This window comes from Paracoccus subflavus, assembly GCF_004310345.1.
GTDB lineage: Bacteria > Pseudomonadota > Alphaproteobacteria > Rhodobacterales > Rhodobacteraceae > Paracoccus > Paracoccus subflavus.
In genome coordinates, this window is the sequence record NZ_SISK01000004.1 from 197,689 (window position 1) to 220,109 (window position 22,421).

Below are 22,421 nucleotides of genomic sequence, written 5' to 3' on the forward strand. Positions count from 1 at the left end.
CCCGGGGCATGATCGACAAGCTGGAAATGTTTCTGGCGGTGGCCAAGGAACGCCATTTCGGACGTGCCGCCGCCAGCCTCGGCATCACTCAGCCGACGCTGTCCGCAGGCATCAAGCAGCTTGAGGAACAGCTTGGCGTGCTGCTGGTGTTTCGTGGCTCGCGCTTTGGCGGGTTGACCCCGGAAGGCCAGTCGGCCCTGATCTGGGCCCGTCGCATCGTCGGCGATACCCGGCAATTGCGCGAGGAGATGCGGGCCACCCGGCATGGCCTGTCGGGCCGGTTGCGCATCGCCGTGATCCCCACGGCGCTGACCTGGGCCGCCCGGATCAGCGCCCGGTTCGGCGCGGCCCACCCCAATGTCGGCATGACGATCCTGTCCCGCACCTCGGTCGAGATCCTGCAGATGATCGACGATCTGGATGTGGATGCGGGGATTTCCTATCTGGACAACGAACCCCTGGGCCGGGTCACCACCGTCAGTCTTTATGATGAGCGATACATACTGGTCTGCGGGGCCGAGTCGCCGCTGACCGGGCGGGATCACGTGGCCTGGTCGGATCTGGCGGGCCATCGCCTGTGCCTGCTGACCAGCGACATGCAGAACCGCCGGATCATCAATCGCAACCTGATCGAGGCGGGCGTGACGCCCCAGGCGACCGTCGAATCCAGTTCCACCGTGGTTTTGGTCGCGCATGTCCTGGAAGGCGGCTGGATCACCATCCTGCCCGAGGACATCGCGGCCTTTCTGAGCAAGGGCAAGCCGCTGTCCCTGATCCCGCTGGACGGGGCCGGTGCCAGCCATTCGGTCGGCTTGGTGGCACCCTGGCGCGAACCCCATACGCCGGTGCTGGAAGCACTGTTGTCCGAGGCACGGCGGATGGCGGCACGATAGATAATTTCTATCAATCAACGGAACAGCGATATTGATTCCGGATTGCACGACCTGCTTAGATGGCCGTCTCAAGACCCTGAAAGGCCAGTCGATGCAAGTCCATGCGCCAGCCCCGACCGAGGAGGAGATCCGTGGCGTCGTCATGCCGCTCGCCTCTCTCGAAGGGCCGCTTTTGCCGATGCTGCACGCGTTGCAGGATGCCTGGGGCTATGTCCCGCAAGAGGCCGTTCCGGTGCTGGCCGACATCCTGAACCTGGGCCGGGCCGAGGTGCATGGCGTCATCAGCTTCTATCACGATTTCCGCGACCACCCCGCGGGTCGGCATGTCCTGAAGCTCTGCCGGGCCGAGGCCTGTCAGTCGATGGGCGGCCATGCCCTTGCGGAATCTACCCTGCAAAGGCTGGGGATCGGCTGGCATGGCACCACGCCCAACGGCGCGGTGACGGTGGAGCCGGTCTATTGCCTGGGCCTGTGCGCCTGCGCCCCCGCTGCCATGGTCGATGGCCGGGTCGTTGGCCGCGTCGATGACGCCCGCATGGACCGCATCTTGTCCGAGGTGGGCGCATGAAGATCTTTGTCCCTCTGGACAGCGCCGCCAAGGCGCTTGGCGCGGACGAGGTGGCCGAGGCCATCGCGCGCGCGGCTGTGGCGCGCGATCTGGATGTGCAGCTTGTGCGCAACGGCACGCGCGGCATGGTGTGGCTTGAACCGCTGGTCGAGGTCGAGACGCCCGAAGGCCGGATCGGTTACGGAAACGTGACCTCCGATCAGGCGGCCGATCTGCTGGACGGCAGGCTGAACAGCCTTGGCCGGGTCGAGGATATCGACTGGTTTGCCCGCCAGACCCGACTGACCTTTGCCCGTTGCGGCCTGATCGACCCGCTGGATCTGGATGATTATGCCGCGCATGGCGGCCTGGTCGGCCTGCGCCGGGCCATGGACATGACCAGGGCCGGGATCGTGCAGGAGGTTCTGGACAGCGGCCTGCGCGGGCGCGGCGGGGCGGGGTTTCCGACCGGCATCAAGTGGAAGACCGTGGCCGAGGCGGAAGCATCGCAAAAGTATATTGTCTGCAACGCCGACGAGGGTGACAGCGGCACATTTGCCGACCGCATGATCATCGAGGGCGATCCGTTCTCGTTGATCGAGGGCATGGCCATCGCCGGCCTGGGGGTCGGCGCCACGCGCGGCTATGTCTATCTGCGGTCGGAATATCCCGACGCCATCGCCATTCTGACGCAGGCGGTAAAGATCGCACGTCAGCGGGGCCTGCTGGGGCCTGACGTGCTGGGTTCGGGACGCGCCTTCGACATGGAGGTCCGCACCGGCGCGGGCGCCTATGTCTGCGGCGAGGAAACCAGCCTGCTGAACAGCCTGGAGGGCAGGCGCGGCACCGTGCGCGCCAAGCCGCCCCTGCCTGCCTTGCAGGGATTCCTGGGGCAGCCGACGGTCGTGAACAACGTGATCTCGCTGGCGACGGTCCCGGTGATCTTCGAACGCGGGGCGCGGCATTATGCCGATTTCGGCCTGGGCCGGTCGCGCGGCACCGTCACCTTGCAGATCGCGGGCAACGTGAAGCGCGGCGGGTTGTTCGAAACCGCGTTTGGAATGACCCTGGGCGAGGTCGTGAACGACATCGGCGGCGGCACCGCCAGCGGGCGGCCGGTCAAGGCGGTGCAGGTGGGCGGCCCGCTTGGCGCCTACATGCCGGTGTCGAAATTCGACACGCCGATGGGATACGAGGAATTCGACCGGCAGGGCGGGCTGATCGGCCATGCCGGGCTTGTTGTCTTTGACGACACCGCCGACATGCTGCGGATGGCCCGCTTTGCCATGGAGTTCTGCGCCATCGAATCCTGCGGCAAATGCACGCCCTGCCGGATCGGCGCGGTGCGCGGGGTCGAAACCATCGACCGCATCGCCCAGGGCGACGCTGCAGCGATCCCGCTGCTGACCGACCTGTGCGAGACCATGCGCGACGGCTCGCTCTGCGCGCTTGGCGGCTTCACGCCCTTTCCGGTGATGTCCGCCCTGACCCATTTCCCCGACGATTTCGCCACCTTGCAGGAGGCAGCCGAATGAGAGACTTCATCATCCCCCAATACCCGCCGGGCGCAGAACCCCATGACGACCGCGACATGGGCACGCCTGCGAAACAGGGCGCCCCGGTCACGCTGACCGTGGACGGGTTCGCCATCACGGTCCCCGAGGGCACGTCGGTGATGCGCGCCGCCGCCGAGGCCGGGATCATGGTTCCCAAGCTGTGCGCCAGCGACAACATGGAGGCTTTCGGGTCCTGCCGGCTGTGCGTGGTGGAAATCGAAGGCCGACGCGGCACGCCTGCGTCCTGCACCACGCCCGTAACCGAGGGGATGGTGGTCCACACCCAGTCCGACAAGCTGCGTCGGATGCGCAGGGGGGTGATGGAGCTGTATATCAGCGATCACCCGCTGGATTGCCTGACCTGCGCGGCCAACGGCGATTGCGAATTGCAGGACATGGCGGGCGCCGTGGGCCTGCGGGACGTGCGCTACAAGGCGCCCGAAGATCGCCCATTGCTGAACCATTTCGCCCAGCGCGACGGGGCGGGGGTGAATGCGCATTATCTTCCCAAGGACGAAAGCAATCCGTATTTCACCTTCGACCCGGCCAAGTGCATCGTCTGTTCCCGCTGCGTGCGGGCCTGCGAAGAGGTGCAGGGCACCTTTGCCCTGACCATCGAAGGCCGGGGCTTTGACAGCCGTGTCAAGGCGGGCGCGATCGGCGATGACTTTCTGACCTCGGACTGCGTGTCCTGCGGCGCCTGCGTGCAGGCCTGTCCGACCGCGACCCTGCAGGAAAAGTCGGTGATCGAGCTGGGCACGCCCGAACGATCCGTCATCACCACCTGCGCCTATTGCGGCGTCGGCTGCAGCTTCAAGGCGGAACTGAACGGCGACCAGTTGGTGCGCATGGTTCCCTACAAGCACGGCAAGGCCAACCGCGGCCACAGTTGCGTCAAGGGCCGCTTTGCCTATGGTTATGCCCAGCACAAGGACCGCATCCTGAAGCCGATGATCCGCGACACCATCGACCAGCCGTGGCGCGAGGTCGAATGGGCCGAGGCGATGGCCTTTGCCGCCGCCAAATTGCGCGGCATCCAGGAAAGGTATGGCCGCAAGTCGGTCGGCGTCATCACCTCCAGCCGTTGCACCAACGAGGAAACCTATCTGGTCCAGAAACTGACCCGCGCGGTCTTCGGCAACAACAACACCGATACCTGCGCCCGCGTCTGCCATTCGCCCACCGGATACGGCCTGGGCAAGACCTATGGCACATCCGCCGGGACGCAGGATTTCGATTCCGTCGAACAGGCGGACGTGGTGATGATCATCGGGGCCAACCCGACCGACGGGCATCCGGTCTTTGCCAGCCGGCTGAAAAAGCGGCTGCGGCAGGGCGCCAGGCTGATCGTGGTCGATCCGCGCCGCACCGACATCGTGCGATCCGCCCATGTCGAGGCAACCCATCACCTGCCGTTGAAACCCGGCACAAATGTCGCCGTGGTCACCGCCATGGCCCATGTGATCGTGACCGAGGGCCTGTTCGATCAGGACTTCATCCGCACCCGCTGCGACTGGGACGAATTCCAGTTCTATGCCGATTTCGTCAGCGATCCGCGCCATAGCCCCGAGGCGGTCGAGATGCTGACCGGCGTTCCAGCCGCAGACCTGCGTGCGGCGGCCCGCCTGTATGCGACGGGGGGCAACGGCGCGATCTACTATGGTCTGGGCGTTACCGAGCACAGCCAGGGTTCGACCACCGTGATCGGCATTGCCAACCTTGCCATGCTGACGGGCAACATCGGGCGGGTCGGCGTGGGCGTGAACCCGTTGCGGGGGCAGAACAACGTGCAGGGGGCCTGCGACATGGGATCGTTCCCCCACGAACTGCCCGGCTATCGCCATGTCAAGCTGCCCGATGTGCGCGCGATCTTCGAACAGGCCTGGGGTTGCACCATCGATCCCGAACCCGGTCTGCGTATCCCCAACATGCTGGACGCCGCGGTCGAGGGCACCTTCAAGGGCCTTTATTGCCAGGGCGAGGATATCCTGCAATCGGACCCGGACACCCACCATGTCGCGGCCGGTCTGGCGGCGATGGAATGCGTGATCGTCCACGACCTGTTCCTGAATGAAACCGCGAACTATGCCCATGTCTTCCTGCCGGGTTCGACCTTCCTGGAAAAGGACGGCACATTCACCAACGCCGAGCGCCGCATCAACCGCGTCCGCAAGGTGATGGCGCCGCGCAATGGCTATGAGGACTGGGAAATCACCCAGCTTCTGGCCAATGCCCTGCTGAAGGAAACGGGGGGCGCGGCCTGGCATTACACCCATCCCCGCCAGATCATGGAGGAAATCGCCGCCACCACCCCCAGCTTCGCCGGCGTCACCTATGAGGTGCTGGAGGAGAAGGGCTCGGTCCAGTGGCCCTGCAACGAGACGGTGCCCGACGGCACGCCGCTGATGCATGTGGACGGCTTCGTATCGGGCAAGGGGCATTTCATGGTCACCGAATACGTCGCCACCGACGAACGCACCGGCCCGCGCTTTCCGCTGCTGATGACCACGGGACGCATCCTGTCGCAGTACAACGTGGGCGCGCAGACCCGGCGAACCGAAAACGTCGTCTGGCATCCCGAGGACGTGCTGGAGATCAACCCGCATGACGCCGAACAGCGCGGCATCAAGGACGGCGACTGGGTCCGCCTGGCCTCGCGCGCGGGGGAAACCACGCTGCGGGCGATCCTGACGGACCGGGTCGCGGCAGGAGTGGTTTATACGACCTTCCATCACCCCGCGACGCAGGCTAACGTGGTCACGACCGATTTTTCGGACTGGGCCACGAACTGCCCCGAATACAAGGTGACGGCGGTGCAGGTCAGCCTGTCGAACGGGCCTTCGGACTGGCAGGAACGGTATGGCGAACAGGCCGAACGGTCGCGGCGGATTCTGACCGCGGCGGAGTAGAGGATGGACTTGCCTTCGCCCTTCGGGGCCACGACTGCCATGCAGCACCGGTCCGACGGGGGGGTGACGATCAGCCGTGACCTGCCCGAGGAAATGGCGGTCGCCATGGTCTATGACGGCACCACCCATGCCGTGATGATGGCGACACCGGCCGATATCGAGGATTTCGCGGCGGGCTTTTCGCTGACCGAAGGGATCGTGGCGGGCATCGACCAGATCGCCTCCTGCGATGTGATCGCGCATCCGAAGGGAATCGAGGCGCAGATGTGGCTGGCCGAGGATCGGGGCGCGGCCTTGGCGGCACGCCGCCGCACCCTGGCCGGGCCGGTCGGCTGCGGCTTGTGCGGCATCGACAGCATCGAGGCCGCGATGCGGTCCTTGCCGGAGGTTGCAGACCGGGGGCCCATGCTGACAGACGGTGAGATCGCATCCGCCGTGCTGTCCCTGCGCGACTGGCAGCCCTTGCACGACCGCACGCGGGCGGTCCATGCGGCCGGCTTCATGCTGCCGGGGCAGGGGGTGGTCCTGGCACGAGAGGATGTCGGCCGACACAATGCGCTGGACAAGCTGATCGGCGCCATGGCGTGGCAAGGCATCGACCCCGCGCAGGGGGCCATCGTGCTGACCAGCCGGGTATCGACCGAGATGGTGCAGAAATGCGTGATGGCGGGCTGTTCGGTCCTGATCGCCGTGTCCGCCCCCACCCTCCACGCCCTGCGCCTGGCTCAGGACGCGGGCCTGACCCTGGCCGCATTCGCGCGCGGCGAAGGGTTCGAGCTGTTCTGCCACCCCCAGCGCCTGCGGGCAAAGGTGCCTCATGTCGCCTGAAAAGATGGTCACGATGGCCAATCAGATCGCCGCCTTTTTCGACAGCCAGCCGGGCAGCGCCCCGGACCTGATCGCCGATCATCTGAAGGATTACTGGGAGCCCAGGATGCGCGACCAGCTTCGGGCCTATTGCCAGGCGGGGGGCGGCGGTCTGCGCCCTTCGGTCGAGCAGGCCGTGCTCCGGTTGTGACCGCATCGTCATGAAACCGTTCGGCCGGATTGCGGGTTGACCGGCGCATTCAGAACGGGGGACCGATGCCGAATTCAGTAGGGCCGGCTTCAGAGAGGCCGGATTCGGGGGGGCCGAATTCGGGGGGGCCGGTGGATCTGGCAGCCTGCCGCCTTTGCGTCGTCGGAAACCAGACCTCGGGGCGCAAGGACGCGCAGGCGCAGGCCGATCCGATCCGCAAGGCGCTTTCAGGCAAGGTGGCCGCGTTAGAGATTCGGCTGACCGCACGGGGCGACGGGATTGCCGCCTTGGCCCGGCAGGCCGTGTCGGATGGCTTTGACATCATCGTGGCATTGGGGGGCGACGGCACACAGGCCGCCGTCGCGGGCGCCCTAGCGGGTACGGACCGGATCATGGGCGTGCTGCCGGGCGGCACCTTCAACTATTTCGCCCGCGATCTTGGCGTCGGGGAGACGATCGAGGATGCGCTTGAGACCATACTGGCCGGACATGCGGCGCCGGTGGATATCGGGCAGATCGACGATCTGGTCTTTCTGAACAATGTCAGCCTGGGCATCTATCCCCATATCCTCAAGACCCGGGAAGGCATTTACAAGCGATGGGGACGGTCGCGGATCGCGGCCTATTGGTCGGTTTTGGTGGCATTGCGCCGGCTGCGCCATCCCATGCAGATCACGGCCATCGTCAAAGGGCGCCCGCAAAGCTATTCGACCGCCCTGGTCTTCGTGGCACGCAGCGCCTATCAACTGGACGCATTCGGGCTAGAGGGGGCGGATGCCGTCCGTGATGGGCGGATGGCCGTGCTGATCGCCCGCGCGCGCAGGCCGCTGCCGTTGTTGCGGTCGGCGCTGCGGCTGGCCGTGGGCCTTGGCGCCAAGGACAGCGATTTCGACCTGATCCTTGCCGACAGTCTGGTGATCGAAACCCGCAAGCGCCGGCCGCTGATTGCCCATGACGGCGAAAAGACGCGGCTGGATAGCCCTCTTGACCTGCAGGTCCGGCATGGTGCGCTGACGGTCCTGGTGCCGCCCGTCCCGGCCGGCGGGGCCGGGACGTGACCCGGATCGTTCATCTGTCGGACCTGCATTTCGGATATCACCGCGCCGATCTTGTTGCCCCACTGCTGGATCGCATCAACGGGGCGGGGGCCGACCTGGTGGTCGTGACCGGCGATCTGACCCATCGTGCAAGGGCCGCGCAATTCCGCATGGCCCGCGACTTCCTGTCACGGATCGCCCCGCCCGTGATGGCGGTTGCAGGCAATCACGACGTGCCGCTCTATAACCTGCCGGTGCGGCTTCTGGCCCCCTATTGCGGTTATCGGCGTGCCGTCAGCCCGGCCCTGGCCCCGCTCCGGCAGGTCGGCCCGGTGTGTGTGCTGGGCCTGAACAGCGTCGATCCGCTGGCGGTGCAGAAGGGGCGCATCCGCCGGGCCGATCTTCGGCGGCTGACAGCGGGCCTGGACGGGGGCGCGATGAATGTCGTGGCCCTGCATCATCCGCTGGAGCACCTGCCCGCCGTGGACAAGGATCTGCCCCGGAACGCGACCCAGGCGCTTGCCCGGATCGAGCGGGCGGGCGCGCAGGTGGTGCTGTCGGGGCACCTGCATGTCTGGGCGACAGACGCCATGCTGGAACAGACCGCCCATCCCGGACTTCTCCAGATCCAGGCGGGAACGGCGCTGTGCGCGCGGCCCTCGGACCGGCAGAACGAATTTGCGGTGCTGCAGTTCGACGGTCCCGTGATCCACATCGAACGACACATCGCTCCGATGGCCGAGGCCGGGTTTCGCCCGCCGATCCACGAGCGTTTCTCGCGGCAGGGCGGCATCTGGCGGGCGCATCAGCCGCCCGAAACGCCGATCGTTCCGGGCGCGACGGAAACCGCCTTCAGCACCGCCTGAACCGGCATTCCAGGCGCCAGCTTCAGGGCCGTGGCGGATCGGGCGGTGACGCGAGACAGGATCGTCTGGTTTCCGGCATCCAGCCGGACAAGAACGCCGCCCGCCGTGTCCGTCAGATCGCGGACGCGGGCCGGGATCACGTTCAGGGCGGAAATGCCGTGCAATTCTTCCGTGGCGATCATCACGTCCTGCGCCAGAATGCGCAGCCGCAGCAGCGTTCCCGGCGGGGCTGCGACATATGGCACGAACAGCGTGCCGGCCGGGATGGCCAGCCGGGTCAGGCCGTCCGGTTCCTGCGCCGCGATCCGGGCGGTCAGGACGGCGCCGGTCTGGTCCTGCCCCAGAAGCGGGGCAACGGCCGGGTCCGACAAGACCCTGGACACCGATCCCGCCACCGCGACAATCCCGTCCGTCAGCATGACCACATGGGTCGCAAGGCGCGCGACCTCGGCGGCCGCATGGCTGACATACAGGATCGGCAGTCCCGCCTGATCGCGCAGCCGTTCAAGATAGGGCAGGATTTCGTCCTTTCGCGCCTGGTCGAGCGCCGCCAGGGGTTCGTCCATCAACAGCAGACGGGGATGGGACAGCAAGGCCCGGCCCAGGGCCACCCGCTGCCGTTCGCCCCCGGACAGGGCTGCGGGACGGCGCCTCAGCAAATGCCCGATGCCCAGCAGGTCCACGACATCGTCCAGATGCGCCGCCCGGCCCCCTCCGCGGCCCGTGAACCAGTGGCCGAACAGCAGGTTCTGCCGGACGCTCAGATGCGGAAACAGCCGGGAGTCCTGAAACACGTAGCCCACGCCCCGCCGGTGCGGAGGCAGCCAAAGCCCTTGGGCGCTGTCCGTCAGCACGTCGTTTCCCACGGCAATGCGCCCCGATTGCGGGCGCAGCAGCCCCGCCACCGCGTTCACCACCGTTGTCTTGCCCGACCCGGATGGACCGAACAGCACCGTCAGCCCGGCGGGCGCCTCGAAGGCCGCATCCAGTACAAAGCCCTTGAACTCGTGCCGCAGCCTGACCGACAGCATCACCCGCCCCGGATGCGCCGGGCGATCGCGCGCGACAGCCATTCGGACAGGAACAGGGCCGCGATGGCGATGGCGATGGCGGTGGCGACCAGCCGTGCGGCAGCGGCCTCGCCCCCCGGCACCTGCAAGACCGCATAGATCGCCGAGGGCAGGGTCTGCGTCTGGCCGGGAATGTTCGACACGAAGGTGATGGTGGCGCCGAATTCCCCCATCGCCTTGGCAAAGGCCAGGATCGCACCGGCCAGGATGCCCGGCAGGATCAGGGGCAGCGTGACGGTCAGGAACACCCAGGGCCGCGCGGCGCCCAGGGTCGAGGCTGCCTGCTCCAGCCGCGGATCCACCGCCTCGACCGCCAGCCGGATGGCGCGGACCATCAGCGGAAAGGCCATGATCGCCGCCGCAAGGGCGGCCCCGGTCCAGCGAAAGGCAATGACGATGCCGAACTGGTCCAGCCACTGCCCGACCACACCCCGTCGCCCGAAGATCACAAGCAGCAGATAGCCCGTGACGACCGGCGGCAGCACCAGGGGCAGATGCACCAGCCCGTTCAGCACCCCGTGTCCGGGAAAGCGCCAGCGCGCCAGGGCATAGGCGACCAGGATGCCCAGGGGCAGGCTGGCGGCCACCGCCCACAGCGATACCCGCAGCGACAGCCGCACCGCCTGCCAGCCTTCGGGTGTCAGCCAGTCGGCCATCTCAGCCGATCACCAGAAAGCCGTGGCGTTCAAAGATCGCGCGCGCCATGCTGCCCGACAGGGTATCGAAAAAGGCCCGGTCAGCGTCGTCCACAGCCCCCTTCAGCAGGGCGGCGGGATAGGTGATCGCGGGATGGCTGTCGGCAGGAAATTCGCCCACGATGGTCACATCGTCCTCGGCATCCGCATCGGTGGCATAGACGATGCCCAAGGGTGCCTCGGCGGTCGCGACCAGGGCCAGTGCGGCACGCACGTTGTCCGATTGCGCGACATCGGCCCGAACGTCGTCCCACAGGCCAAGGGTTTCGAGTGCGGCCTTGCCGTATCGTCCGGCAGGAACGGAATCGACCAGGGCCATGGCCAGCTTGCCCCCCTCCAGCAAGGCGGGCAGGTCGGTATCGGCGCCGATCCGCACCGGCGGGGCATCGGCGCTAGGCGCGATCAGGACCAGACGATTGCCCAGAATGTCGGCCCGGGTCCGCACCAAACCGTCCTTTGCTACCTCATCCATCCAGCCGGCATCGGCCGAGACGAACAGATCGGCGGGAGCGCCCCGGAGGATCTGGCTGGCCAGGGTATTCGAGCCGGCATAGGACAGCGTGACCTGATGCCCGGTTTCCGCCGTGAACCGGGCGGCCACCTCGTCAAGGGCGGTTTTGAGCGATGCCGCCGCGAAAACCACGACCTCCTCGGCCCGGATCGGCAGCGGAACCAGCGACAGCATGGCGGCAAGCAGGGCAGGGCGCATCGAAACCTCGCTGGCGATATGTCCGAGGGAACTTATCGGTTTCCCGTTGTCTCAGGCAAGCGGTATTTCCAGGCGGAAATATCGAGGGAAATCACTATTGAGTTGAAAGTCGCGCCGAATATGAGTATTTGACCGCCAGTCTTGCGGATAACGGGGTCACAACAGGCCGTATTCGAACGGGTCGGGCATCCTGCCGCGACCCTTTGTCGTTCCCGGAAGGCATCATAAAGACCGGCGGAGCCAACCGCATGGCCTGAAAAATCGTCGTAAAGGAACCCGATCATATATGTGCGCTAAAGCGACCATGGAGGAATTCGAAGCCCTCCTGAACGAAAGCTTCGATATCGACACTCCGGACGAAGGTTCGGTCGTCAAGGGCCGGGTCATCGCCATCGAGGCGGGCCAAGCCATTATCGACGTCGGCTACAAGATGGAAGGCCGGGTCGATCTCAAGGAATTCGCAAATCCCGGCGAGGAACCCAACATCAAGGTTGGGGATGAAGTCGAGGTCTATCTGGACCGCGTGGAAAACGCCCGCGGCGAAGCCAGCATCAGCCGCGAAAAGGCCCGCCGCGAGGAAGCCTGGGACCGTCTGGAAAAAGCCTATGCCGATGAAGAGCGTGTCGAAGGCGCCATCTTCGGCCGCGTCAAGGGCGGCTTCACGGTCGATCTGGGCGGCGCCGTGGCCTTTCTGCCCGGTTCGCAGGTCGATGTGCGCCCCGTGCGCGATGCCGGCCCGCTGATGGGTCTGAAGCAGCCCTTCCAGATCCTCAAGATGGACCGCCGCCGGGGCAACATCGTCGTGTCGCGCCGCGCCATTCTGGAAGAAAGCCGCGCCGAACAGCGCGCCGAGGTCATCGCCAACCTGACCGAAGGCCAGACCGTCGATGGTGTCGTCAAGAACATCACCGAATACGGCGCCTTTGTCGATCTGGGCGGCGTTGACGGATTGCTGCACGTCACCGACATGGCCTGGCGCCGGGTCAACCACCCGTCCGAGATCCTGTCGATCGGCGAGACGCTCAAGGTCCAGGTCATCAAGATCAACAAGGACAGCCACCGCATCAGCCTGGGCATGAAGCAGCTCCAGTCCGATCCGTGGGATACCGTGGGCGACAAGTTCCCGATCGGTTCGGTCCACCAGGGCCGCGTGACCAACATCACCGACTACGGCGCGTTCGTCGAGCTGGAGGCCGGAGTCGAGGGTCTGGTCCACGTTTCGGAAATGTCCTGGACCAAGAAGAACGTCCATCCGGGCAAGATCGTGTCCACCTCGCAAGAGGTCGAGGTCATGGTGCTGGAGATCGACGAAGCCAAGCGCCGCGTGTCGCTGGGCCTCAAGCAGACGCAGCGCAACCCGTGGGAAGTGTTCGCGGAAACCCATCCGACCGGCACCGTCATCGAGGGCGAAGTCAAGAACATCACCGAATTCGGTCTGTTCGTCGGCCTCGACGGCGATATCGACGGCATGGTCCACCTGTCGGACATTTCGTGGGATGCCCGCGGCGAGGATGCGATCCAGGACTTCCGCAAGGGCGACGTGGTCAAGGCCGTCGTTCAGGACGTGGATGTCGAAAAGGAACGCATCAGCCTGTCGATCAAGTCGCTGGAAAACGAGCACATGGCCGAGGCCGTTGACGGCGTGAAGCGCGGCTCGGTCGTCACCGTCGAGGTGACCGCGATCGAGGAGGGCGGCATCGAGGTGGAATACAACGGCGTCAAGTCGTTCATCCGCCGCTCGGATCTGGCCCGCGACCGTCAGGATCAGCGTCCCGAGCGGTTCCAGGTCGGCGACAAGGTCGATGCCCGCGTCACCAATATCGACACCAAGACCCGCCGTCTGGGCCTGTCGATCAAGGCACGCGAGATCGCCGAAGAAAAAGAGGCCATCGACCAGTACGGCAGCTCGGATTCGGGCGCCTCGCTGGGCGACATCCTGGGCGCCGCGCTGAACCGCGACCGCTGATCGCGTTTCCCTTGCCCTCAGGCCGCTCCGTTCATGCGGGGCGGCCTTTTTCATACCGTTCCGTTGCCGGGGATCTGCATCCGCGCCTTGCATGGCGGCCGCAAAACTGGCATCGCTATGGAAACTGGGAACCTTTTGCTGCGTTGCCGTTTCGTCTAGTGTCCGGCGAGGCACGTTGTTCAGCCTTAACGCCACCTGGGGGAATGATGATCCGTTCCGAACTGATCCAGTTGATTGCCGATGAAAATCCGCATCTTTTCCGCCGCGATGTCGAGCGGATCGTCAACACCGTTTTCGATGAGATCATCGACGCCATGGCCCGCGGGGATCGGGTGGAACTGCGCGGCTTCGGTGCCTTTTCCGTGAAAAAGCGCGATGCCCGCACCGGGCGCAATCCCCGCACCGGCGAGGCGGTCAGCGTCGATCAGAAGCATGTGCCGTTCTTCAAGACCGGCAAGCTGCTGCGCGACCGTCTGAACGGCGACGCCTGACAGTTTTCATGACGGGCCGATCCCCGGCCCCATCCAAGGACGACCGATGCGCCTTCTTCGCCTGATCTTCATTGCAACGCTGGCCCTCCTTCTGGTCGCCGTTGCCCTTGCCAACCGCGACATCGTGACCCTGTCGGCCTTTCCGGCGAATTTCGGGCAATATCTGGGCGGCCAGTGGTCGGTGGAATTGCCGCTTTTCCTGGTGATCTTTCTGGCCATCGCCCTGGGCATGCTGGCGGGTCTGATCTGGGAATGGCTGCGCGAGTCCCATATCCGCCGCGAGGCGCGGCTTCATGCCGAAAAGGCCGCGCGCCTGGAAAATGAAGTCGGCCATCTGCGCCATCGCCACGCGGCACCGCGGGACGAGGTTCTGGCCATCCTGGACCGGCCGAAGGAAGCCCCCCCGGCGGTGCCCGCCACATCCCCTGCCGCAATCCCTGCTTCTGGCACATCCGTCGCGCCGACACGCTGACATGGCGCAGGTCAAGATCTGCGGGTTGCGGCAGGCCGACCATATCGCTGCTGCTGCCGATGCCGGGGCGCGTTACGTGGGCCTGGTGTTCTTTCCGAAATCCCCCCGTGCGGTTTCAGCGCCAGAGGCGGCGGCCCTGGCGCAGCACGTCCCCATGGGCATTGCCCGCGTGGGCCTGTTCGTCGATCCCGATGACAGCCTGCTGGACCGGACGCTTGGGCAGGTGCCGCTGGACATGATCCAGCTTCACGGGTCGGAATCCCCCGACCGGGTGGCGGCGGTGAAGGCGTTGACAGGGCTGCCGGTGATCAAGGCGGTGGGGGTCGCAGACCCGGACGACTTGCCGGTGCTGACGAACTACGGTCTGGTCGCCGACATGTTGCTGGTCGATGCCAAGCCGCCCCGCGAGGCGGAACTGCCGGGCGGCAACGGCCTGTCCTTCGACTGGCGCCTTCTGGCGGGCCGCCGGTGGCTGCGCCCCTGGATGCTCGCGGGCGGGCTGACCGCGCAGAACGTGGCCGAGGCGATCCGTCTGACGGGGGCGCCCGTGGTGGACGTGTCCTCGGGCGTGGAGACAGAGCCCGGCCAAAAGGACGAGAACCTGATCCGCGCCTTTGTCGCGGCTGCGAATCGATGACGGTCGCCTTCCGGCTTGCCCGACAGCAGGACATTGCGGCAGTGGCAGGCCTGCTTGCGGATGACGTTCTGGGGCAGGGCCGCGAGGGAGCAGACCTGGCCCCCTATCTGGCGGCATTCGAGGCGATGAGGAACGACCCCGGCAACCTGCTGATCGTCGGCGAGGAGGAGGGCGCCATCGTTGCCTGCTATCAGATCACCTTTCTGGTCGGGTTGTCACAGAAGGGCGCCCGTCGCGCGCAGATCGAAGGCGTGCGTGTCGCTCAGCATCGGCGTGGCCGAGGCATCGGCACGATGCTCATTGCCGATGCCGAGCGGCGGGCCAGAAATGCCGGCTGCCGGCTGATGCAGTTCACCACGAACAAGGCGCGCCACGATGCGCACCGCTTCTATGACCGCATGGGCTTCACCCCCAGCCATATCGGCTATAAGAAGACGCTCCGTGGTGCATGTCCGCCCCGTTGACACTTCTACCGCAAAGGCGATTCCATGGCCGACGATCTGGTGAACAGTTATAAGACCGGCCCGGACGAACAGGGGCGGTTCGGCATCTATGGCGGCCGTTTCGTCAGCGAAACCCTGATGCCGCTGATCCTCGATCTTGAGGCGGAATACGAACGGGCCAAGACCGATTCCGGTTTCTGGGCGCAGATGGACGATCTGTGGACCCATTATGTCGGCCGCCCGTCGCCGCTGTATTTCGCCGAGCGATTGACCCAGCATCTGGGCGGCGCCAAGATTTATATGAAGCGCGACGAGCTGAACCACACCGGCGCGCACAAGATCAACAACGTGCTGGGCCAGATCCTGCTGGCGATCCGCATGGGCAAGACCCGCATCATCGCCGAGACCGGCGCGGGCCAGCATGGCGTCGCCACCGCCACGGTCTGCGCGCGCTTTGGCCTGAAATGCGTGGTTTACATGGGCTCGCACGATGTCGAGCGTCAGGCGCCCAACGTGTTCCGGATGCGCCTTCTGGGGGCCGAGGTGGTGCCCGTGACCAGCGGACGCGGCACGCTGAAGGATGCCATGAACGACGCGCTGCGCGACTGGGTCACGAACGTGCGCGACACGTTCTATTGCATCGGCACGGTCGCCGGACCTCATCCCTATCCCGCGATGGTGCGCGATTTCCAGTCGATCATCGGCAAGGAGGTCAAGGAGCAGATCATCCCCCGCGAGGGCCGTCTGCCCGATACCATCATTGCGGCCATCGGCGGAGGCTCGAACGCCATGGGGCTGTTCTATCCCTTCCTCGATGACAAGGAGGTTCGCATCATCGGCGTCGAGGCGGGCGGCAAGGGCGTGGACGACCGGATGGAACATTGCGCCAGCCTGTCAGGGGGCCGGGCGGGGGTGCTGCATGGCAACCGGACCTATCTGCTCCAGGATGACGACGGGCAGATCCTCGAGGGCCATTCGATCAGCGCAGGTCTGGATTATCCCGGCATCGGCCCGGAACATGCCTGGCTGAACGACACGGGCCGCGCCGAATATGTCAGCATCACCGATGCCGAGGCGCTTGAGGCTTTTCAGTTGTGCTGCGCCCTGGAAGGCATCATCCCCGCGCTGGAGCCCAGCCATGCCCTGGCACATGTCATGAAGATCGCACCCGGCCTGCCGGACGACCACATCATCGTCATGAACATGTGCGGACGCGGCGACAAGGACATCTTCACCGTCGCCAAGCACCTGGGCTTTGACATCAAGATCTGATGCGGATCAGCGGTTTAGAACAAGAATATTGAAACGGGACTCAAGATGGGGGTCGGGGAACATCACCCGGCCCCGGTTGGGGCCGGTGATCTCGACCAGGCCGACCTCGGGCACCCTTTGCGGATCGGCGGTGGCCGAAAACGGCGGCAGCTCGGCATAAGGCGGCGGATCGTCCCCGGCGACAAAGCCGGTGCCCAGATAGACCAGCCGGTCGCCGTCCCGATAGATCGTTCCCCGTGTGTGCTGCGATCCTGTCAGCTTTTCCAGGCTGCCGTCAGGGCCTGTCCGGTACCGGAACGGCTGATACACGACGATCGGCAACAGCCTGCCCATCTTGATCGTTCGGCAAGACCATTCCCCCTTCAGGATTGCCAAGGCATCGTCAGGCGGCAGGGCATCTCCCTTCAGGACTTCGGCCAGGATCGTCAGGTCAGCCGCGTCGCCTCCTGAAAACGCCTCCAGCAGCGCCTTGCCCGCAGCAGCGTGATATGCGGCCAGGCGGCGTTCGTCGTCGGGACGGATGGCCATGCCGTCGCCGGGCTGCTGGCATGATCCTGCCGCCGGCCACAGGCCGATGCAAATGGCCATGGCCAGATCAGCCCTGCGCATCAAGGGCATGGGCTTTCAGCAATTCCAGCGGAATGACATCCAGGGCGCGGGCATGAGTGGATTCCAGAACCACCTTGGGCGCGCAATGTTCCTGGGCGGCCTGCAGGAACCGGGCCGCGCAAAGACACCAGCGATCCCCCGGTTTCAGTCCCTCGAACCGATACTCGGGGCGCGGCGTGGACAGATCGTTGCCCAGATATTTCGACAGGGCCAGAAACTCGGCATCGACCACGACGCAGACCGTGTGGCTGCCCCTGTCGCCCGGACCGGTATCGCAGCATCCGTTGCGATAGAATCCGGTCAAGGGACTGTTTGAACAGGACTCCAGCCGGGTTCCCAGGACATTTACCGATGGTTCCATGGCATCCTCCGTCCGCAAGGCTAACCCCTGGCCGGCGGATCGCCAAGCCCCTTGCCGGTCACGAGGGGCGAAAGCGGTCGGCAAGCTGGCGCAGGCGGCCGGTCAGGCCGGCAGGTTCGGGCGCGGGCGCCCCAGCGTCCGGGACAGCCGGGGCAGGGCGATCCTGCCGGGGCTTGCCGGGGCCCGTTCCGCTGTTCCGGGCAGGCTGTGTCCGCAGCGCCACCAGGGTCTGAAACTGTTCGTTGCTGCCGTCGGCCAGGGCCGCCGCCCCGTCCGACACGCCGCGCAGCAGGTCGTCCAGCCAGTCGCGATCCGACTTGGCGAAATCCGACAGCACATAGGCGGCCACGCGGTCCTTGTGTCCCGGATGGCCGATCCCCAGACGGACACGGGCATAGTCCGGGCCGATATGCTGGTGGATCGACCGCAGGCCGTTGTGCCCGGCATGGCCGCCGCCCTGTTTCAGCCTGCACTTGCCGGGGGCCAGGTCCAGTTCGTCATGCAGCACGATCACCTCGGCCGGCGTCAGCTTCAGATAGCGCATCGCCTCGCCGACGGATTGGCCGGACAGGTTCATGAAAGTCTGCGGCTTGAGCAGGGTGACGCGGCCTTGACCCAGCCGGCCGTCCGACACGAGGCCCTGGAACCGCGACTTCCAGGGCGAGAAGCTGTAATCCGCGGCGATCCGGTCAACGGCCATGAAGCCGATATTGTGACGATTTTCCGCATATTTCGTGCCGGGGTTGCCCAGGCCCACGATCAGCTTCATCGCTGTCTCCTGCGTTGCGTGCTTGGCGGATGTCGTTCCATGCCTTGCGGCGGACCTTGCCCGTTACTAAGACTCTGTCAACCTTTCGCGGCTAACGATGCGATCAGCGCCCTGACGAATCGCGGGAACAGGGACACAAGGCAAGGACAGACAATGACCGATCCGGCAGAATTCTACATGAACACGCTTGTTCCCATGGTGGTCGAACAGACCTCACGCGGGGAACGGGCCTATGACATCTTCTCGCGGCTGCTCAAGGAACGGATCATTTTTGTCTCGGGGCCCGTTCACGACGGCATGTCCACCCTGGTCTGCGCGCAACTGTTGTTCCTGGAAGCTGAAAATCCCAACAAGGACATCAGCATGTACATCAACAGTCCCGGCGGCGTGGTGACCTCGGGGCTGTCGATCTATGACACGATGCAGTACATCCGCCCCCGGGTATCCACGCTGGTGGTCGGACAGGCGGCCTCGATGGGATCGCTGTTGCTGGCCGCGGGCGAAAAGGGCCTGCGCTATTCGCTGCCCAACAGCCGGGTGATGGTCCACCAGCCCTCGGGCGGCTACCAGGGACAGGCGACCGACATCCTGATTCACGCGCGCGAAACCGAAAAGCTGAAGCGGCGCCTGAACGAGATCTATGTCCAGCACACCGGTCGTACCCTGCCCGAGGTCGAGGAAGCATTGGAGCGTGACCGCTTCATGTCCCCGGATGAGGCCAAGGAATGGGGACTGATCGACGAGGTCGTGGCCCCGCGCGGCAAGGTCGAGCCGGAAAAGAAATAGACCTGTTGGGGATTGTGACCAAGGCGTGTCGTCCTTAACATAAGAACCAGACCCCGTGGCGGCCCGTCCGCCCCGGATCAACCAGACGCGGCCGGGGCTTCCCGCGCCGCCCGCAGGTCAGGGGATCTGTGGCAATCAAGGAACGTGGACGATGGCGAACCAGTCCGGCAGTGACAGCAAGAACACGCTCTATTGCAGCTTTTGCGGCAAGAGCCAGCATGAGGTGCGCAAGCTGATCGCGGGGCCGACCGTATTCATCTGCGACGAATGCGTCGAACTGTGCATGGACATCATCCGCGAGGAGACAAAGGCATCCGGCCTGAAATCGGGCGACGGGGTGCCGACACCCAAGGAAATCTGCGCGGTCCTGGACGATTACGTGATCGGGCAGGAACATGCCAAGCGCGTGCTGTCGGTGGCCGTCCACAACCACTACAAGCGTCTCAACCATGGCGCCAAGGGCGACATCGAACTGGCCAAGTCGAACATCCTGCTGATCGGCCCGACCGGCTGCGGCAAGACCCTGCTGGCACAGACCCTGGCCCGTATCCTGGACGTGCCCTTCACCATGGCCGATGCGACCACGCTGACCGAGGCCGGCTATGTCGGCGAGGATGTCGAGAACATCATCCTGAAGCTGTTGCAGGCCAGCGAGTACAATGTCGAACGCGCCCAGCGCGGCATCGTCTATATCGACGAGGTGGACAAGATCACCCGCAAGTCCGACAACCCCTCGATCACCCGCGACGTGTCGGGCGAGGGCGTGCAGCAGGCGCTGCTGAAGATCATGGAAGGCACGGTCGCCTCGGTGCCGCCGCAGGGCGGGCGCAAGCATCCCCAGCAGGAATTCCTGCAGGTGGACACGACGAACATCCTGTTCATCTGCGGTGGCGCGTTTGCGGGTCTGGACCGGATCATCGCGCAGCGCAACAAGGGCACGGCGATGGGCTTTGGCGCCAGCGTCAAGGAAAACGACGACCGCGGCGTGGGCGAGCTGTTCAAGGAGCTTGAACCGGAAGACCTGCTGAAATTCGGGCTGATCCCGGAATTCGTCGGCCGCCTGCCGGTCATCGCGACGCTGACGGATCTGGACGAGGAAGCCCTGATCATCATCCTGACCAAGCCCAAGAATGCCCTGGTCAAGCAGTATCAGCGCCTGTTCGACCTGGAAGGGGTCCAGTTGACCTTCACCGAGGATGCCCTGACGGCCATCGCCAAGCGCGCGATCAAGCGCAAGACCGGCGCCCGGGGACTGCGCTCGATCATGGAGGATATCCTGCTGGACACCATGTTCGAACTGCCCGGCATGTCCAGCGTCGAGGAGGTCGTCGTCAATGACGAGGCTGTGGACAATCCGGCCGCCAAGCCCCTGCTGATCTATTCCGATCCCAAAAAGGAAACCGCCTCGGCCGGCTGATACCGGGGGCATACCCCGGCACGTCCTGGCGGAAAACCGGCATGGCCGTCTGGACCTCGGTCAGGGTTTGCTCCATATCTGTGCGCGACAAGCCCTGGAGGTTTCGGCCCATGTCGTTTCTGCTTCGCGCCCTGACCTGGTGGAACAGCCAGACCCTCAACACCCAGTTCTGGACCTGGCGGCACGGCATCAAGGTGGGCGAGGATGGCGAGGGCAATGTATTCTACCAGAACAAGGACGGATCGCGCCGCTGGGTGATCTACAACGGCGAATCCGAGGCAAGCCGGGTCAGTCCCGAGTGGCACGGCTGGCTGCATCACACCTGGGACGAGCCGCCGACCACGGCGCCCCTGCCGCACAAGCCTTGGGAGCGTCCGCACCAGGAAAACCGCACGGGAACGCCCGGCGCCTATTATCCCGAAGGATCGCTTTATCGTGCCGAGCCGGTCGCGCGGCGTGATTACGATGCCTGGCAGCCGGAGAAATGACGGCCACGACCGAACAGCGCGCCGAACTGCTGACGGGCGGAGTTGTGCTGGCTGTGGCGGCCGGTTTCCTGATCTGGGGCTTCGGAGAGGGTTTTTCGCGACCCGCCGGCTATGAGGTGAGGGCATCGTTTCCCGATGTCGACGGGGTCGACGTGGGCACCGAAGTCCGCCTGGCCGGTGTTCCGGTGGGCCGCGTGTCGGACATATCCCTGAACCCCGATACCTATATGGCCGATGCATGGCTGACGATTCCCGCCGACATCGCCCTGCCCAGCGACAGCGCGGCCCTGATCCAGACGGATGGTCTGCTGGGCGGGGCCTATATCCAGATCCAGCCGGGCGGAAGCCCTGACAACCTGGCCCCCGGAGACGAGATCGAGGACGTGCAGGGGGCGGTCAGCCTTTTGCAACTGATGATGAAGTTCGTGGACAGCCAAGCCTCTTCCGAAGGGGACGGGCCGTGATCCGCGCAGCCCTGCTGGCGACCGCACTGGCCATCCCGGCATCCGCACAGGAGGTTGCCCGGGCCGAGGGCGCGCTTTTGCGGGGCTTGGACAAGATATCGGGGCGGACCACCGACATGCCCGTTCCGGTGGGGCAGGCGGTTCGCTATGGCCGTCTGGAGGTGCGCCTGGGCGAATGCCGCTATCCGGCGGACGATCCCAGTTCCGACGCCTTTGCGCAACTGACCATCACGGATACCACCCAGAACGTCACCCTGTTCAGCGGCTGGATGGTCGCGTCGTCCCCTGCCTTGTCAGCCTTGGACGACGCCCGTTACGATGTCTGGGTCATTTCCTGCCAAAGCTGATCGGCCCGCGGCAGCGGGTGCGAAAACAGATCGGCGGGCTGTCGCAAGGCGTGGAACAGCCGACGATGGTAATCCTCGCGCGAAATCTCGCGCGCGCCCATCCTGGCCAGATGCGGAGTCAGAAACTGGGTGTCGAACAGCGTAAATCCACAGCGGGCAAGGTGGCTGGACATCCACAGCAGGGCCATCTTTGACCCGTTGGTCCGCGCCGAGACCATGGATTCACCAAAGAACGCCGCCCCCAGGGTCACGCCGAAGATGCCGCCTGCAAAGGCTCCGGCATGGCGGATCGTCAGGGCATGGGCATGGCCGGCCTGATGAAGCCGCTGATAGAGCCGGGCCAGGGGCTCATTGATCCAGGTCGTTTCGCGCTGTGCGCAGGCCGCGACCACGGCATCGAAATCTCCGTCCAGATGCGCGGACCAACCGCCGCGCCGCAGGTCGCGGCGCAATGACCGCGACGCATGGATTCCGCCCACCGGGATGATCCCCCGGCGGGGCGGATCGTACCAGAACAGCCGGGGGTCATCCGCGCTGTCGGCCATGGGAAAGACACCCTGCGCATAGCCTTGCAGCAGTTGCGCCGGCGTCAGCATCGG

General features: G+C 65.4%; 26 protein-coding genes. 19 read left to right on the forward strand and 7 right to left on the reverse strand.

Annotated features, from left to right (window positions below; genetic code table 11):
- Window positions 1–8: 8 nt before the first annotated feature.
- The 8 genes from EYE42_RS07520 to EYE42_RS07555 all read left to right on the forward strand — a co-directional run bounded on the left by EYE42_RS07520 (window position 9) and on the right by EYE42_RS07555 (window position 8,826).
- Window positions 9–893: a LysR family transcriptional regulator gene (locus EYE42_RS07520; protein WP_130990694.1), complete on the forward strand. Its 885-nt coding sequence runs from the start codon at window positions 9–11 to the stop codon at window positions 891–893.
- A 91-nt stretch (window positions 894–984) separates the two neighbouring features.
- Entirely contained in the window at window positions 985–1,461 is a 477-nt protein-coding gene (locus EYE42_RS07525) for a formate dehydrogenase subunit gamma (protein ID WP_130990695.1), read from the forward strand.
- The gene (locus EYE42_RS07530; protein WP_130990696.1) at window positions 1,458–2,975 is read left to right on the forward strand and encodes an NADH-ubiquinone oxidoreductase-F iron-sulfur binding region domain-containing protein; all 1,518 of its coding nucleotides are present in this window, start codon (window positions 1,458–1,460) and stop codon (window positions 2,973–2,975) included. Before EYE42_RS07525 ends, EYE42_RS07530 begins: the two co-directional genes overlap by 4 nt.
- Window positions 2,972–5,905, forward strand: coding sequence for a formate dehydrogenase subunit alpha (gene fdhF, locus EYE42_RS07535; protein ID WP_130990697.1), 2,934 nt, complete (start codon window positions 2,972–2,974; stop codon window positions 5,903–5,905). The genes EYE42_RS07530 and fdhF overlap by 4 nt, the downstream gene beginning before the upstream one ends.
- 3 nt (window positions 5,906–5,908) lie before the next feature.
- Window positions 5,909–6,733 carry a formate dehydrogenase accessory sulfurtransferase FdhD gene (gene fdhD / locus EYE42_RS07540; protein WP_130990698.1) on the forward strand — a complete coding sequence of 275 codons (825 nt, stop codon included), beginning with the start codon at window positions 5,909–5,911 and terminating at the stop codon, window positions 6,731–6,733.
- Window positions 6,723–6,923, forward strand: coding sequence for a formate dehydrogenase subunit delta (locus EYE42_RS07545; RefSeq protein WP_130990699.1), 201 nt, complete (start codon window positions 6,723–6,725; stop codon window positions 6,921–6,923). Before fdhD ends, EYE42_RS07545 begins: the two co-directional genes overlap by 11 nt.
- A 131-nt stretch (window positions 6,924–7,054) precedes the next feature.
- Entirely contained in the window at window positions 7,055–7,981 is a 927-nt protein-coding gene (locus tag EYE42_RS07550) for a diacylglycerol/lipid kinase family protein (protein WP_246020638.1), read from the forward strand.
- The gene (locus EYE42_RS07555; protein WP_130990701.1) at window positions 7,978–8,826 is read left to right on the forward strand and encodes a metallophosphoesterase family protein; all 849 of its coding nucleotides are present in this window, start codon (window positions 7,978–7,980) and stop codon (window positions 8,824–8,826) included. Before EYE42_RS07550 ends, EYE42_RS07555 begins: the two co-directional genes overlap by 4 nt.
- Here EYE42_RS07555 and modC read toward each other — a convergent pair.
- From modC to modA, 3 genes are read right to left on the reverse strand one after another with little or no spacing between them, the layout of a single operon-like run.
- A complete protein-coding gene (gene modC, locus EYE42_RS07560) occupies window positions 8,766–9,860 on the reverse strand; it encodes a molybdenum ABC transporter ATP-binding protein (protein ID WP_130990788.1) in 1,095 nt (364 codons plus the stop codon). The two genes, EYE42_RS07555 and modC, sit on opposite strands and share 61 nt — an antisense overlap.
- The gene (modB, locus tag EYE42_RS07565) at window positions 9,857–10,552 is read right to left on the reverse strand and encodes a molybdate ABC transporter permease subunit (protein WP_130990702.1); all 696 of its coding nucleotides are present in this window, start codon (window positions 10,550–10,552) and stop codon (window positions 9,857–9,859) included. The genes modC and modB overlap by 4 nt, the downstream gene beginning before the upstream one ends.
- Before the next feature lies 1 nt (window position 10,553).
- Window positions 10,554–11,300, reverse strand: coding sequence for a molybdate ABC transporter substrate-binding protein (gene modA, locus EYE42_RS07570; protein WP_130990703.1), 747 nt, complete (start codon window positions 11,298–11,300; stop codon window positions 10,554–10,556).
- 286 nt (window positions 11,301–11,586) lie between these two features.
- On the opposite strand from modA, the gene rpsA reads away from it, so the two are divergent.
- The 6 genes from rpsA (at window position 11,587) to trpB (ending at window position 16,581) form a co-directional block, all read left to right on the forward strand.
- Window positions 11,587–13,266, forward strand: a complete 1,680-nt coding sequence (gene rpsA, locus EYE42_RS07575) for a 30S ribosomal protein S1 (RefSeq protein WP_130990704.1) — start codon at window positions 11,587–11,589, stop codon at window positions 13,264–13,266.
- A 206-nt stretch (window positions 13,267–13,472) separates the two neighbouring features.
- Window positions 13,473–13,757, forward strand: coding sequence for an integration host factor subunit beta (ihfB, locus tag EYE42_RS07580; RefSeq protein WP_130990789.1), 285 nt, complete (start codon window positions 13,473–13,475; stop codon window positions 13,755–13,757).
- Between the two features lie 46 nt (window positions 13,758–13,803).
- A complete protein-coding gene (locus tag EYE42_RS07585; RefSeq protein WP_130990705.1) occupies window positions 13,804–14,229 on the forward strand; it encodes a LapA family protein in 426 nt (141 codons plus the stop codon).
- A gap of 1 nt (window position 14,230) precedes the next feature.
- Window positions 14,231–14,866 carry a phosphoribosylanthranilate isomerase gene (locus tag EYE42_RS07590; RefSeq protein ID WP_130990706.1) on the forward strand — a complete coding sequence of 212 codons (636 nt, stop codon included), beginning with the start codon at window positions 14,231–14,233 and terminating at the stop codon, window positions 14,864–14,866.
- Window positions 14,863–15,330: a GNAT family N-acetyltransferase gene (locus tag EYE42_RS07595; RefSeq protein ID WP_130990707.1), complete on the forward strand. Its 468-nt coding sequence runs from the start codon at window positions 14,863–14,865 to the stop codon at window positions 15,328–15,330. Before EYE42_RS07590 ends, EYE42_RS07595 begins: the two co-directional genes overlap by 4 nt.
- A gap of 24 nt (window positions 15,331–15,354) precedes the next feature.
- Window positions 15,355–16,581, forward strand: coding sequence for a tryptophan synthase subunit beta (trpB, locus tag EYE42_RS07600; protein ID WP_130990708.1), 1,227 nt, complete (start codon window positions 15,355–15,357; stop codon window positions 16,579–16,581).
- Window positions 16,582–16,587: 6 nt separating this feature from the next.
- Here the strand turns inward: trpB and EYE42_RS07605 are convergent, their stop codons facing one another.
- From EYE42_RS07605 to pth, 3 genes are read right to left on the reverse strand one after another with little or no spacing between them, the layout of a single operon-like run.
- Window positions 16,588–17,169 (reverse strand): DUF4893 domain-containing protein, encoded by a 582-nt coding sequence (locus tag EYE42_RS07605; protein ID WP_165455740.1) that lies wholly within the window; start codon window positions 17,167–17,169, stop codon window positions 16,588–16,590.
- Between the two features lie 7 nt (window positions 17,170–17,176).
- Window positions 17,177–17,551 carry a DUF2237 family protein gene (locus EYE42_RS07610; RefSeq protein WP_130990710.1) on the reverse strand — a complete coding sequence of 125 codons (375 nt, stop codon included), beginning with the start codon at window positions 17,549–17,551 and terminating at the stop codon, window positions 17,177–17,179.
- Between the two features lie 58 nt (window positions 17,552–17,609).
- Window positions 17,610–18,320, reverse strand: a complete 711-nt coding sequence (gene pth / locus EYE42_RS07615; RefSeq protein ID WP_130990711.1) for an aminoacyl-tRNA hydrolase — start codon at window positions 18,318–18,320, stop codon at window positions 17,610–17,612.
- Between the two features lie 153 nt (window positions 18,321–18,473).
- Between pth and EYE42_RS07620 the strand changes: the two genes are divergently transcribed.
- The 5 genes from EYE42_RS07620 (at window position 18,474) to EYE42_RS07640 (ending at window position 21,822) form a co-directional block, all read left to right on the forward strand.
- Window positions 18,474–19,106 (forward strand): ATP-dependent Clp protease proteolytic subunit, encoded by a 633-nt coding sequence (locus EYE42_RS07620; RefSeq protein ID WP_130990712.1) that lies wholly within the window; start codon window positions 18,474–18,476, stop codon window positions 19,104–19,106.
- A 151-nt stretch (window positions 19,107–19,257) separates the two neighbouring features.
- A complete protein-coding gene (gene clpX, locus EYE42_RS07625; protein WP_130990713.1) occupies window positions 19,258–20,523 on the forward strand; it encodes an ATP-dependent Clp protease ATP-binding subunit ClpX in 1,266 nt (421 codons plus the stop codon).
- A gap of 110 nt (window positions 20,524–20,633) precedes the next feature.
- Window positions 20,634–21,011, forward strand: coding sequence for an NADH:ubiquinone oxidoreductase subunit NDUFA12 (locus tag EYE42_RS07630; RefSeq protein WP_130990714.1), 378 nt, complete (start codon window positions 20,634–20,636; stop codon window positions 21,009–21,011).
- On the forward strand, window positions 21,008–21,475 hold the full coding sequence (gene mlaD / locus EYE42_RS07635) for an outer membrane lipid asymmetry maintenance protein MlaD (RefSeq protein WP_130990715.1): 468 nt from the start codon (window positions 21,008–21,010) through the stop codon (window positions 21,473–21,475). Before EYE42_RS07630 ends, mlaD begins: the two co-directional genes overlap by 4 nt.
- Window positions 21,472–21,822 carry a DUF2155 domain-containing protein gene (locus tag EYE42_RS07640; protein ID WP_130990716.1) on the forward strand — a complete coding sequence of 117 codons (351 nt, stop codon included), beginning with the start codon at window positions 21,472–21,474 and terminating at the stop codon, window positions 21,820–21,822. The genes mlaD and EYE42_RS07640 overlap by 4 nt, the downstream gene beginning before the upstream one ends.
- Here the strand turns inward: EYE42_RS07640 and aat are convergent.
- Window positions 21,789–22,418: a leucyl/phenylalanyl-tRNA--protein transferase gene (gene aat / locus EYE42_RS07645; RefSeq protein WP_130990717.1), complete on the reverse strand. Its 630-nt coding sequence runs from the start codon at window positions 22,416–22,418 to the stop codon at window positions 21,789–21,791. The genes EYE42_RS07640 and aat overlap by 34 nt on opposite strands.
- Between the last annotated feature and the right edge of the window lie 3 nt (window positions 22,419–22,421).

What these genes read in the sequence shown, in the direction of transcription:
- EYE42_RS07520 (WP_130990694.1), top strand. Translation starts at nt 9, where the DNA reads ATGATCGACAAGCTGGAAATGTTTCTGGCGGTGGCCAAGGAACGCCAT.
- EYE42_RS07525 (WP_130990695.1), top strand. Translation starts at nt 985, where the DNA reads ATGCAAGTCCATGCGCCAGCCCCGACCGAGGAGGAGATCCGTGGCGTC.
- EYE42_RS07530 (WP_130990696.1), top strand. Translation starts at nt 1,458, where the DNA reads ATGAAGATCTTTGTCCCTCTGGACAGCGCCGCCAAGGCGCTTGGCGCG.
- fdhF (WP_130990697.1), top strand. Translation starts at nt 2,972, where the DNA reads ATGAGAGACTTCATCATCCCCCAATACCCGCCGGGCGCAGAACCCCAT.
- fdhD (WP_130990698.1), top strand. Translation starts at nt 5,909, where the DNA reads ATGGACTTGCCTTCGCCCTTCGGGGCCACGACTGCCATGCAGCACCGG.
- EYE42_RS07545 (WP_130990699.1), top strand. Translation starts at nt 6,723, where the DNA reads ATGTCGCCTGAAAAGATGGTCACGATGGCCAATCAGATCGCCGCCTTT.
- modB (WP_130990702.1), bottom strand. Translation starts at nt 10,552, where the DNA reads ATGGCCGACTGGCTGACACCCGAAGGCTGGCAGGCGGTGCGGCTGTCG.
- modA (WP_130990703.1), bottom strand. Translation starts at nt 11,300, where the DNA reads ATGCGCCCTGCCCTGCTTGCCGCCATGCTGTCGCTGGTTCCGCTGCCG.
- rpsA (WP_130990704.1), top strand. Translation starts at nt 11,587, where the DNA reads ATGTGCGCTAAAGCGACCATGGAGGAATTCGAAGCCCTCCTGAACGAA.
- ihfB (WP_130990789.1), top strand. Translation starts at nt 13,473, where the DNA reads ATGATCCGTTCCGAACTGATCCAGTTGATTGCCGATGAAAATCCGCAT.
- EYE42_RS07585 (WP_130990705.1), top strand. Translation starts at nt 13,804, where the DNA reads ATGCGCCTTCTTCGCCTGATCTTCATTGCAACGCTGGCCCTCCTTCTG.
- EYE42_RS07590 (WP_130990706.1), top strand. Translation starts at nt 14,231, where the DNA reads ATGGCGCAGGTCAAGATCTGCGGGTTGCGGCAGGCCGACCATATCGCT.
- EYE42_RS07595 (WP_130990707.1), top strand. Translation starts at nt 14,863, where the DNA reads ATGACGGTCGCCTTCCGGCTTGCCCGACAGCAGGACATTGCGGCAGTG.
- trpB (WP_130990708.1), top strand. Translation starts at nt 15,355, where the DNA reads ATGGCCGACGATCTGGTGAACAGTTATAAGACCGGCCCGGACGAACAG.
- EYE42_RS07605 (WP_165455740.1), bottom strand. Translation starts at nt 17,169, where the DNA reads ATGGCCATTTGCATCGGCCTGTGGCCGGCGGCAGGATCATGCCAGCAG.
- EYE42_RS07610 (WP_130990710.1), bottom strand. Translation starts at nt 17,551, where the DNA reads ATGGAACCATCGGTAAATGTCCTGGGAACCCGGCTGGAGTCCTGTTCA.
- pth (WP_130990711.1), bottom strand. Translation starts at nt 18,320, where the DNA reads ATGAAGCTGATCGTGGGCCTGGGCAACCCCGGCACGAAATATGCGGAA.
- EYE42_RS07620 (WP_130990712.1), top strand. Translation starts at nt 18,474, where the DNA reads ATGACCGATCCGGCAGAATTCTACATGAACACGCTTGTTCCCATGGTG.
- clpX (WP_130990713.1), top strand. Translation starts at nt 19,258, where the DNA reads ATGGCGAACCAGTCCGGCAGTGACAGCAAGAACACGCTCTATTGCAGC.
- EYE42_RS07630 (WP_130990714.1), top strand. Translation starts at nt 20,634, where the DNA reads ATGTCGTTTCTGCTTCGCGCCCTGACCTGGTGGAACAGCCAGACCCTC.
- mlaD (WP_130990715.1), top strand. Translation starts at nt 21,008, where the DNA reads ATGACGGCCACGACCGAACAGCGCGCCGAACTGCTGACGGGCGGAGTT.
- aat (WP_130990717.1), bottom strand. Translation starts at nt 22,418, where the DNA reads ATGCTGACGCCGGCGCAACTGCTGCAAGGCTATGCGCAGGGTGTCTTT.